Source organism: Leisingera sp. S232 (assembly GCF_049800895.1).
In the GTDB taxonomy this organism is placed as follows: domain Bacteria; phylum Pseudomonadota; class Alphaproteobacteria; order Rhodobacterales; family Rhodobacteraceae; genus Leisingera.
In genome coordinates this window covers 1-11,106 of sequence record NZ_JBNAFX010000060.1, presented here as the reverse complement: position 1 = coordinate 11,106, position 11,106 = coordinate 1, and the positions used below count along the sequence as shown (strand labels likewise).

Below are 11,106 nucleotides of genomic sequence, written 5' to 3'. Positions count from 1 at the left end.
GGTGTTTGATCCCATGGTTTGATGGTGCGATCTGTTCTTTGGAATGGAAGGAAGCACTATGGGACAAGTTCGTCACGGGAGCGCCACGACCACGCACGCTGTCAGAGCAGCAATACAGCGATCGCAAGCTTCGATCGCGGCGCTGAGCAAGGAACTCGGGATCAACCCGAAGACTGTTGCCAAGTGGCGAAAGCGCGAGACCGTTGAGGATCGCAAAACAGGGCCGAAAGAGCCTCGCTCAACCATTCTCAGTCAAGCCGAGGAGGCCATGATCGTCGCATTTCGGCGGCATACGCTACTGCCGTTGGATGATTGCCTCTATGCGCTCCAGCCCTCGATCCCGCATCTGACGCGGTCAGCGCTGCATCGGTGCCTTCAGCGGCATGGCATCTCGCGCTTGCCGGATGTCGGGGGCGACAAGCCTAAGCGGCAGAGGTTCAAGCGCTACCCCATCGGCTTTTTTCATATCGATATTGCCGAGGTGCAGACTGCGGAGGGCAAGCTGTATCTTTTCGTTGGCATTGACCGGACCAGCAAGTTTGCAGTCACCCACCTCGTCGACAAGGCAGATCGCAAGACCGCCTGGGAATTCCTCGAACATTTGCTCAAGGCGGTCCCTTATCGCATCCATACGATCCTGACCGATAACGGTATCCAGTTCGCCGAACAGCCACGAAACCGGAACAGAGTATACTCCCGGCAGATGCGCTTCGACATGATCTGTGAGGCCAACGGGATCGAGCATCGCCTGACCAAACCGAACCATCCGTGGACCAATGGCCAAGTCGAGCGGATGAACCGCACGATCAAAGAGGCGACAGTGAAGCGATACCACTACGAAAGCCACGATCAGTTACGAACACATCTCGGCGACTTCATGGCTGCCTACAACTTTGCCCGCAGACTCAAAACTCTCAGCGGCCTCACGCCCTACGAATACATCTGCAAAATCTGGACTTCAGAGCCAGATCGTTTCATCATCGATCCGATCCACCAGATGCCGGGACTGAACACTTAGGCTGTAATGCCTATGACAAGACTGTTATTGGTCCTCGCCAAGTTGCCAAAAGTATGAGTAGTTTATACTTTGACGTCGAAAGTTGTTTGGACGTGCAAGTTTAGCAAGCCGTCGAAGATGAACATTTGCTTGGGGGTTTAAATGGCCGAAGAACCGCTCAGTGGCCCTGAAATTAAGAAAATCATTTCAAAGAGCCGCAAGAAGCCTGTGAACTTTGCGTTCAATCCGGGCAAGGATGATGCTGACGGCTACCTGCTGCTGCATCTGAAGAAGGCCCCCAAGATACTTGGCAAGCAGGCCAAGTCCGAAGGTGAAGGGGGCAAGGCGGCCTTTGGCACCTTTGAAACCGAGGGGAAAGTGATCAAGCTGGATTGCGAGCTGTCCATTCCAGCCCTCAGCAAGAAGCTGAAGAAATACCTCAAGACGCAGAAAATCAGCATGGCACCGGTGGTGCTGGGCGAAGAGGATCTTGAAGCGGCTCTGGCGGAGCACAACACCGGCGAAGACGCTTTTGAAGACGAATACGCCGAGGAGGACGGCGGCGAGGAGGACGGCGGAGACAAGCCGGATTCTGCGAAGATTGGCGCGCGCGTCAAGGAGATGGTGACGGCGTTCAAATCGCTTTCGGAGCCGGACAGGAGCAAGCTGGCGAAACCTGTTGAGACCATCGTTGGGGCGTTTAAGGCGGGCAAGCTGCAGCAAGTCGACGCTGCCATTGGCAAGGTGATGTCGGCCATTTTGGCTGCACAAAGCAGGGATAGCAGTCCGACGCAGGAAGACAGCCATTCGGACCGCGCGGCGCTGGAGGCCCAGCTGAAAGAGCTGGCCGGGCGGGTCAAACAGCTTGGCGATCCGCAGAAAACCCAATTTGCCAAGGCTGTTCAAACTCTTGCGGCTGCTTTGAAAGCTGGTGAACTGGGCAAGCTGCCTGCTGGGCTGGCCAAGCTCCAACAGGCATTGGACAAGGCGGCGCCGAAGCAGGAGCCGGACGGCGAAGAGGCCGATGCAAACCAGACCAAATACATGCAGCTGTTCAATGAAATGGACCGGCAGGTGCAGGCGGCTTTGCGCGACAACCGTTTCCCGGATGAGCAGTCCCGCAAAGACTTTTTGAAAGTCTGGAAATGGGGCAACAACAACGCCGCGGACGGTATCTACGACAAGGCTGTAGCGGCTCTGGAACGGGCCAAGGGGCTGCTTGACACAGCGCTGGCGTCGGAAGGGGCTGAATATGCCGCGGATGTGCCGACGGACGTGAAACCATTTGCCGTCTCACGGCTGAAATGGCAGCGCACCCGGTCCACGATGCAAAGCGAGCTGAAGAAACTGCAGGCTGCAATCCGTTCAGTCTGCGATGGGGACCCGGAGCTGCAGACGGTGGCTGACAGTGTCGGCGAACTGGACAGCTATCTGAGCCGCCTTGATGAACGGTTGTCGGACAAACTGGACGAGGTGGTCAATGCCGAGCCTGGGAATGCCCGCGAAGACCGGAAAACGGAGGCCCGCAGCCTGCTGAAGGAATACCAGTCAGAGCTTTCGACGGAGTTTTTCCAGGCAGTGGACGGAGGCAACGGTTTCACCAATGTGGCGATCGCCTCCACCGCAGCTGCGGCGCTTTCTGAAATTGAGAGCACGTTAAAATAATTTGGTCTCTGACCGACAGGAGTTTCCATTATGCCCTGGGACGATCTCACCAAACCGCAGAAGACCTTTATCAAGACGTATTTCACTTCAGGCAAAGGTCTGTCCAAGATCGGCAAGAAGCGAAACTTGCAGGAAAACAAAGACCTGATCGAAGGTTACCGCGGCTATCTGCAGGCGGAACAGGCGGTTCTGTCTGCGCTGCGTGGCCTTGAAGGTTCACCCGAGCACAAGTTTTTCAATGATGAGTACCTGAACGCCAAACGCATGAGCGAAGCCAACGGCACTTTTGTCGGCGGCACCAAGGATTTCCAGAACATCGCCCGCCGTGCGTTGCGTCAGGGCGTTGCTAACGCCCGCAAGGAGAAAGAGGGCGGCGAGAAGGCAAAGCTGGCGGACGGGTATTACCGCAAGCTGCAGGCTGCAGTCAGCGAAGACGAGCCGGCATTAAAAGAGCTCGAGGCCAAGGTTGAAGGCCTTGCGTTGCTGGATACCGAGAGCGGTTTGCAAGTGCCTGATACGCCTTTTGCCCAGGCCCATGCGGATCTGACCGCGCAGTATTACAACGTTATCCGCAAGGCCGTTGAAAACACCAAGCTGCCGATTGAAGACGCAAAGCAAGCCATGGAGACCGCAGTCAGCGAGTACATGACCAAGCGCAAAGCAGTCATGGCCAAGGCAGAAGCCGCGCTGAAGGATACCGCTGCGCTCGAAGTTCTTGCCGAGGCGATGCGCAAGGCTCCTGAATTCCGCCAGCTGATGCAGGAATGCCAAGTTATTGCTGATGACTTGATCGATTGGGAGGTCGAGAAAGCCGGGGCATTCCAGAAAGCGCTGCGTGACATTGGCACCAAGGCAGAAAAGTCCCGCCGCTATGACCTGGAGCTGGTTACCCTTGGCAAATGGAAGGTCCAGGCCGAGAAAGCCCGAACTGATGCCGAAGCTGCTTTCGACACGGCAGCCAAGAAACACCAGATCAAGATTGCCGCGCTGACAACTGGCCTGTCCGGTCTCAGCAGCAAAGTGCCGGCAAAGCAAAAGGAACAGCTGGCCGATCTGATCGCCATGGCGAACCTGGTGCTGAGTGAAGGTAAGAACATCGGTGCGCTTGCTCCGCTGGGCGGAATGCTGGACAAGGCGGACACCCTGCTGGTCGAATTGAGCCACGCAGAGACCATCAACCAGAAAACCGCAGAACTGATCTCGCAGATTTCTGAGGTCATCGGCAAGCCGGGCGGCACTGATATGCTGCCGGCCTTCGAACTTCAGCCGACCAGGTACAACGAGCTGAAAACCGCATTTAACGAGCTGCACGAGGATTGGCAGGACATGCCGCCCGAAGCGGCACAAATGGCTTTTGATGCTCTGGCCAAGCAGGTTGCCGCCTTCAAGACCACAACGGATGGCATGCGCACTTGGCGGGATGGGATGCTGACCAAGTACAAGGCCGTGGAAAAGAAAGTGAATGCCCTGGCCAAGGCGATATTCGACTACGGCAAGGAAGATCACGGCACTGTCGCAACCATGCTGCGCAAGGCGTTTGGCGTCACCGGCGACAAATACGAAGGTGCTTTGCGTGAAACCCTGTCCGAGGCGCATGAGATGATCACGGGCGAGGACCCAGCGCAGCAGAACTACGCCGAAACCAAATTGAACGATGTCGAGACCAAAGCGGATAGCTGGCTGAATGCCACTGCGCGCCTCAGGGCGGCGGAGAAGGCGGGCACTGCGCCCGATCCCGCCGACATGGGGGTGGTTGCTGAACTGTTGACCGACCAGCAGGCCGCCGTCGACGCCCGCGAGGAAAAAGAACGCCGGATCAAGGACTTTGAGGCCCGCACCAAGCAGACAGCCGGCAACCTGAAGAAGCTGAAGGGAAGCGATCAGATCACGGATAAAACCCGCGAAGAATACGAGGCGATTGAGAAACTCAACGAGTCTGCCCTGAGCCAGGCCAAGGCCGGCAATCTTGACGCGGCAGAAGAGCTCCGCTCCCGTGTGCAGATCCGGATCACCCGCGCCATGAGCGCACCGCCCAAGGCTACCGACAACTTTGAAAAGCTCGCAGACATCGGCAAAAGCTGGGCCGGCGCTGTTTCACGGCTTGGCGAGGACCTCTCCACACTTGCACGTACGGCTTCTGATGCGGTTGAGGAAGACACCGCCTTTGACAAGGACAAGACCGCGCAGGCGAAATCGGGCCTGGCCGCAATGCAGAAAGTCGCGGATGCCTTTGATGCTGCGGCTTTTGATGCTGCTGCCAGTGTGCTGGGCGACCCGGACACCGCTGGGGACGAGAAGGCGCGCAAGCAAGCGCGTGAGGACGCCTTGCGCCTTGTGCGGCTCTACCGGGGCTACATGAAGGGGAATGAACTGGTCAGGCATGCAGCTATGAACCCCTTCAAGGTCTCCAGTATCGCGGTGCCTTTGAACGCCATCCTGAATTACATCGAACTTGAAGTTCTGCGCGGCGTTTAAGCCGGCCGACGAGGGAGGAACACCCAATGCCAATGACGCCCGAACAAACTGCCTGGGTCGGTCAGGTTACCGGAGTCGCAGCGCTTGCCAAGCAGGCTGACGAGGATTTCAAGCAGCGCCAGGAAGGCGCACAGTTGATCCAGGACACGCTAACGGAAACAGCGCTGCAGGATCTTCAGGAGGCCTTTTCCGCAATCCAGGTGGAAATGAAGAACGGCAAGACCATGCCGCTTCTGGATACAGAGGGCCATGATCCCTTTGCCGAGGTGGACACCTATGCAGACATGCCCGGTGCAAAGCCTGTCGACGGGGAGAAACTGGGCCGCCTGAAAGAGCAGTACCAGAAGATCCTCGCCATGCAGGCGCAGCTGGAACAGCTCGACTACTACAAAGTGCCTGAGCCTGAGGATCCAGACTTCCCCACCTATGAGGAAGAGCAGGCGATCAAGGAAGCCAATGACCGCATGGCGCGGGATCTGTGGCAGCCCCTGATGCGCCAGGGCATTATCCCTGAGAACTTTATCAACGACCGTCATTCCGAGGTGGTGCATACGTTTCAGGAAAGCTCGGCGCTGTATGAGGCGCGGCTGCAGGAGCATTCCAAGAACATGTCCAAGGCAGATGTGTTCCTGGAGAAATTTGCGCCGGTTGAGACCATCGGCAAGGCAACCATCAATGCTGCGGGCAAGCTGACGGGTTTTGCCGGGTCGGTGGCCGCCGTGACCGAAAACGCCAAAGTGCTGACTGACACCAAGGAGGCCGCCGAAGTCATCGAGATGTGCAATGTGGTCTTTACGGCCACGTGCAAGATCGTGCCCACCGTTGTGAAGGAGCGCGACGCGATCAAGGCGGTCGATATTTTCAATGATGCGCTGGGCAATACCTTAAAGGGGGCCGGTGTAGATCCAACCATTGCCGACTGCGTGACCGGCATCATCAACGGTGCGGCCCGTTCCGCCAATGCGGGCAAGCTGATTGCGGCAGGCGACCTGGAAGGGGCGTTCAGCGAGTTCGGCGCGGCCATTACCTCCAGTTTCGGCGCCACCGGCGACAAGCAGCTGGCGGAAGTGGGCAAGCTGATCGGTGAGAACATCACCCGTCTTGCCAAGGCATCTGGTGCAGTGAAGGCTCTGGCAGAAGATCCGCCGCAGCCTGGCAAGGCGATGGATTTCATCCTGGCCGAAATCGGCAATGCCGTCGGCTCACCCGAAGTGAAGTCCGTCATCGGTATTCTGCGCACCGGTGCGCAGGAGCTGCCGGATGCCATCGCCAAGAAGGATGCTTTTGCGGTCACTGACACTTTGACCAAAATGCTGGGGCAGTCCCTGGATGCAGGCGGTGTGGACTCCAAAATCGCCAACGCAATTACATCTTCCATCACCGCAGGCGCACGGGGCGCTGCTGCCGCCAAACATCTGGCTGAAGGCAATGTGGAGGAGGCCTTCAAGTCTTTTGGCGACGGTATTGCCAAGGGGCTGTCAGGCACCGGAAACAAAGACGTGGCCGCAATCGGCGACTACATTAAAACCGGCTTGGAAACCGCAGCCCAGGCCACCGCTGTCAAACAGGCCATGGACAAAACCCCGCCCGACACCGTTGGTGCAATGAAGGCAATGGAGGCGGCCGCCGCAGGTATTATCGGCTCCACTGGCGTCAAGGACGCGATCAGCGCCATTGCCAAGGCGGAAGACAGCGAGACGCTGGGCGAGGATCTTGAAACCGCTCGGTCCAAGCTGGAAGAAGCGGTTAAGCTGGCGCAGGAAAGCACCCAGGAATACAGCGAGATCGAAGGTGTGGACACCACCCCGATCACCATGGATGCGATCAACAAGCTGAAGGAGCAAAAGGCGCTTGAAGAAGCCGCTGCAGCGCGCTCGGAGGAAAAGAAGCTGCGCGACTTCATGGATGAGAAAGACGCCGCCTTCGAGAAGTTGCTGGTCACCGGTTTCCCGCCGCCCACGTCGGATGCTGAAGAAATCGCCGCCGCAGAGCAGACGCGCCTGGATTCCATGGAGACGCTGATTGCAATCGTTCAGCGCGACAAGATGACCTTTCAGCTGGCGCAGAAGATTGTCACCAAGGGGCCGGGCCTGATTGCCGATCTCGTGCCCGGTATGGGGCTGGTGCAGGCATGCGCCGAGCTGGCGTTTGCCATAGCCGAGGCCGTCAAACATGCTGAACAGCTGCTGATCTGGATGGAGAATGTCGAAGATGCAGGCGCCGCAGCCACGGTGCAGCTGGATGCAATGATGAACCGTTACGGCCTTGAGACTAAGCAAACGATCATCGCCAGCATCAAAGTGGGCATCAAAGCGGTCAAGGTCGCGGGCGAAGCCACCAAGCTGTCTCCGGCGGCGCCTATCGGCCTGGCAATCTCCTCCGGCGCCGATGCGGGCGAAGCGGTGCTTGATCTTGGTGTTGAAATTGAAAAGAACGTTGCCATCGCCCAGGCCTGGTCGGCCTACAAAGCTGCGCTGGAACAGCCGCAGAACCGGAAAGCGGCGCGTATGGCCCTGCGCAAGAACCCGACACTGTCGAAATACGCAATGGCCTATGGCGCCAAGGTCGAGGGCAACGCCATCGCCAAAGAGGCCATGCGCCGCTGCGGGATCAATGAACGGACACTGGCGCAGCCGGACACCAACGTCGACAAGGTCGTGACATATCTTGAACAGCTCTATGATGAGGACCCGGTGGTGGTCCGGGCAGTTGGGGTCGCCAATGAATGGCACCCCGGCGATATCGAGCTGACCTACGAAAGCTTCTGCCGTTTCCATATGAAGGCGGCCACAGTGGCAGAACCGGTGGTTTCCGGACCGGACGCGGGCCGCATCAAGAGCACGCTCGCGGCTTTTGAAACAGCAGTTCCTGCTTTTGAGGAAGCGGTGAAGACGTCTGCCGGCACCGGAACGCCCCCGGACGAAACGGTTGAAAAAGCCGCAGTCGAAGCGGTTGTTGCCTTGGGCAAAGCGCTGAAGGCCTACAACCCGGAAGCGGCAACCGGCGGTCTGCATCAGGAAATGGCTGAATACATCCACACGCTTGGTGCAAAAACATCGCTTAAACATCGGGCACTGCAGAAAGTCATCGGTGAGGTGATCACACCGCAGCGAAAGGCCTTGGAGACGCAGTAAATGATCATGGGCAGGAACCTGTTCTGTACAGTTCAGAGGCTGATTGGCAGTGTGATCCTGATATTCGCTGCGGTGCAGTCTTCAGCCGGTGAAATGTCGGTGGACGCGGCGATGGCCATCTTCGAACAACAGCGTATAGGCGGGCTGGTTGTGGTCACGCCAGCAGCACTGCCAGGCATGGCCAATAGCGCTGGGATGACGGAAGACATTGCAGCCTACATGTCCCAGCAGCTTGGCGGTATGCCGATGAATGAACTGATGAAGATGATGGAGCTGCAAAGGATCGGCGGCCTCATTGTCGTTTCCTATGCCGAGCTTGCAAACAGTGGGCAGCCAGAGCGCGCGGAGGAAAATTCTGCATCTGAACAGAAGATCCACATCTATTTCGACTTGGGATCTGAAACGGTTGACCCCTCTCAGATTTCCGCAATTCGGGCAGTTTGCACTGCGATGACCATGATGGATGGTGGCAGCTTTGAACTTATTGGTCACGCAGACAGTATCGGCGAGCGGGACTACAATGACCTGCTTTCCTTGAAACGCGCCCTGAACGTTCGCCGGGTCATGGAGCAGGAATGTGGATTGGAAAACGAGGATATTGCTGTTGCCGGGCATGGCGAGCAGCATCCGTTGACGCCGGAAGAGCCTGCATCCGGGAAAAACAGACGGGTGGAAATCCGGGCTCGTTCAGATTTTCATATGATGATGGCAAGGCAACCGGAAAGTCCTGAATTGTAAAACTTCAGACTTGATCTGACGGACAGCGCAGCTTTCTGTGCTGAGAATGTGTTGCAGGCTGTCCGATGTCTCGGAAGCCCTGGTCGTCTTTTCCCTAGCAATATATACTGGTTCGCGGAATGTCTGCTGCATAGGTGTTTTGCCGTAGCAGTATCTTCCCGAGTGCGGGCGCTGCTCGTTGTATTTGGCCAGCCAGGCATCCAGGTCCACCTGCAATTCCTCCGCCGACCGGTAGAGCTTCTTGCGGAAGGTGATGCCGTAGAACTCGTCCTTAATGGTCCGATGGAAGCGGTCGCAGATCAACGCACTCGGCACCGTCGAGATCATCCACGTCGCCTAAGTTCGGAGGGGAAAGGCGGAGGCAGGCCTCAAGAGCGAGTTCTGCAACAATGCCGGTCTAAATTGAAAGTTAGTGCATGGTTGGCCTGGAGCTCGCCCAATTTTTGGCCCGGGCTTCATGCGACCTTTCGGGTTTTGTTCAGCTGGGCCGCAAAGTCGCTCGGCATCAAGTTCGCCAGCGAGGAATGCGGCCTGGCTTCATTGTAATCGGCTATGATCTGACGAATAAGCAGAAACAGAGCGTTCCGATCTGTCGGGCGGCCCAAGTAGAGATCGCGGAAGCACACCTATCCCCTTCTTTGCCGAACCCCGCATCAGCCTTCTGCGCAACTGACGGACCGTGGCTCCGAAAAATGTGGCAAACCCGACATCCTCGCCCCCTGTTTTCACACCCGCGCTGGTCACTGTCCGGTGAGCCTTCAGGTAGAACATGACCCTGCCCGCTGTCTTAGGCCCTGCCCTGTTCTGGCGTTAGCGCATAGAAAAAGGGCCTCCCAAAGGAGGCCCTTTCTATCATCTCACCGGTGCGGGCTCCCGGCGATTTTCCTTTGGAAAACCGCCTGCCGCCCACGGTTTCCAAAATTACTCGGTAATTTTGGAAACAACGCCGGCGCCGACGGTGCGGCCGCCTTCGCGGATCGCGAAGCGCAGGCCGTTTTCCATCGCGATCGGCGCGATCAGCTCAACGTCGAACTTCAGGTTGTCGCCCGGCATCACCATCTCGGTGCCTTCCGGCAGGGTCACGGTGCCGGTCACGTCGGTGGTGCGGAAGTAGAACTGCGGACGGTAGTTCGCGAAGAACGGGGTGTGGCGACCACCTTCTTCTTTGGTGAGGATATAGGCCTCAGCTTCGAACTTGGTGTGCGGCTTCACGGAACCCGGCTTACACAGAACCTGGCCACGCTCAACGCCGTCACGGTCCACACCACGCAGCAGGGCGCCGATGTTGTCGCCTGCTTCACCGCGGTCCAGCAGCTTGCGGAACATTTCCACACCGGTACAGGTGGTGGTGGAAGTGTCACGGATACCAACGATTTCGATCGAGTCGCCAACGTTGATCACGCCACGCTCAACACGGCCGGTCACAACGGTGCCGCGGCCAGAAATCGAGAACACGTCTTCGATCGGCATCAGGAACGGCTGGTCAACAGCGCGCTCAGGGGTGTCGATGTAGTCATCAACAGCCGCCATCAGCTCTTTGATCTTCTCTTCGCCGATTTCCGGCTTGTTGCCTTCCATCGCCGCCAGAGCGGAGCCTGCAACGATCGGAATATCGTCGCCCGGGTACTCGTAGGAAGACAGCAGTTCGCGGATTTCCATTTCGACGAGCTCCAGGAGCTCTTCGTCGTCAACCTGGTCCACTTTGTTCATGAACACGACCATCTTCGGGATGCCAACCTGGCGGCCCAGCAGGATGTGCTCGCGGGTCTGCGGCATCGGGCCGTCAGCTGCGTTCACAACCAGGATCGCGCCGTCCATCTGCGCCGCACCGGTGATCATGTTCTTCACATAGTCAGCGTGGCCGGGGCAGTCGACGTGCGCGTAATGGCGGTTGTCGGTCTCATATTCCACGTGCGCGGTCGAGATGGTGATGCCGCGGGCTTTTTCTTCCGGGGCGCCGTCGATCTGGTCGTAGGCTTTGAAGTCACCAAAGTATTTGGTGATCGCCGCGGTCAGAGTGGTCTTGCCGTGGTCAACGTGGCCGATGGTGCCGATGTTGACGTGCGGTTTATTACGTTCAAACTTTTCCTTAGCCAT

7 protein-coding genes and 1 pseudogene are annotated in these 11,106 nt (G+C 57.8%); 5 read left to right on the top strand and 3 right to left on the bottom strand.

The window, feature by feature from the left end; all coding sequences use genetic code 11:
• Positions 1-58 precede the first annotated feature (58 nt).
• From ACP151_RS20695 to ACP151_RS20675, 5 genes are all read left to right on the top strand, one after another.
• Positions 59-1,018 (top strand): IS481 family transposase, encoded by a 960-nt coding sequence (locus ACP151_RS20695; protein WP_424978291.1) that lies wholly within the window; start codon positions 59-61, stop codon positions 1,016-1,018.
• Between the two features lie 141 nt (positions 1,019-1,159).
• Positions 1,160-2,662: a hypothetical protein gene (locus ACP151_RS20690; RefSeq protein WP_424980726.1), complete on the top strand. Its 1,503-nt coding sequence runs from the start codon at positions 1,160-1,162 to the stop codon at positions 2,660-2,662.
• A 30-nt stretch (positions 2,663-2,692) separates the two neighbouring features.
• Positions 2,693-5,137, top strand: a complete 2,445-nt coding sequence (locus ACP151_RS20685; protein ID WP_424980725.1) for a hypothetical protein — start codon at positions 2,693-2,695, stop codon at positions 5,135-5,137.
• A gap of 26 nt (positions 5,138-5,163) precedes the next feature.
• On the top strand, positions 5,164-8,271 hold the full coding sequence (locus ACP151_RS20680; RefSeq protein WP_424980724.1) for a hypothetical protein: 3,108 nt from the start codon (positions 5,164-5,166) through the stop codon (positions 8,269-8,271).
• Positions 8,272-8,382: 111 nt separating this feature from the next.
• Entirely contained in the window at positions 8,383-9,009 is a 627-nt protein-coding gene (locus ACP151_RS20675) for an OmpA family protein (RefSeq protein WP_424980723.1), read from the top strand.
• A gap of 129 nt (positions 9,010-9,138) precedes the next feature.
• Here the strand turns inward: ACP151_RS20675 and ACP151_RS20670 are convergent.
• The 3 genes and pseudogenes from ACP151_RS20670 to tuf form a co-directional block, all read right to left on the bottom strand.
• Positions 9,139-9,309: pseudogene (locus tag ACP151_RS20670) on the bottom strand (integrase core domain-containing protein); the annotation flags it as partial.
• A 155-nt stretch (positions 9,310-9,464) separates the two neighbouring features.
• Complete coding sequence (locus ACP151_RS20665) at positions 9,465-9,635, bottom strand: integrase core domain-containing protein (RefSeq protein ID WP_424980722.1); 171 nt, start codon at positions 9,633-9,635, stop codon at positions 9,465-9,467.
• Between the two features lie 295 nt (positions 9,636-9,930).
• On the bottom strand, positions 9,931-11,106 hold a 1,176-nt coding region (gene tuf / locus ACP151_RS20660), incomplete at its 5' end, for an elongation factor Tu (protein WP_424980071.1).

Excerpts from the sequence above, each read along its gene's own strand:
- ACP151_RS20675 (WP_424980723.1), top strand. The coding sequence starts at position 8,383 with ATGGCCATCTTCGAACAACAGCGTATAGGCGGGCTGGTTGTGGTCACG.
- ACP151_RS20680 (WP_424980724.1), top strand. The coding sequence starts at position 5,164 with ATGCCAATGACGCCCGAACAAACTGCCTGGGTCGGTCAGGTTACCGGA.
- ACP151_RS20685 (WP_424980725.1), top strand. The coding sequence starts at position 2,693 with ATGCCCTGGGACGATCTCACCAAACCGCAGAAGACCTTTATCAAGACG.
- ACP151_RS20695 (WP_424978291.1), top strand. The coding sequence starts at position 59 with ATGGGACAAGTTCGTCACGGGAGCGCCACGACCACGCACGCTGTCAGA.
- ACP151_RS20690 (WP_424980726.1), top strand. The coding sequence starts at position 1,160 with ATGGCCGAAGAACCGCTCAGTGGCCCTGAAATTAAGAAAATCATTTCA.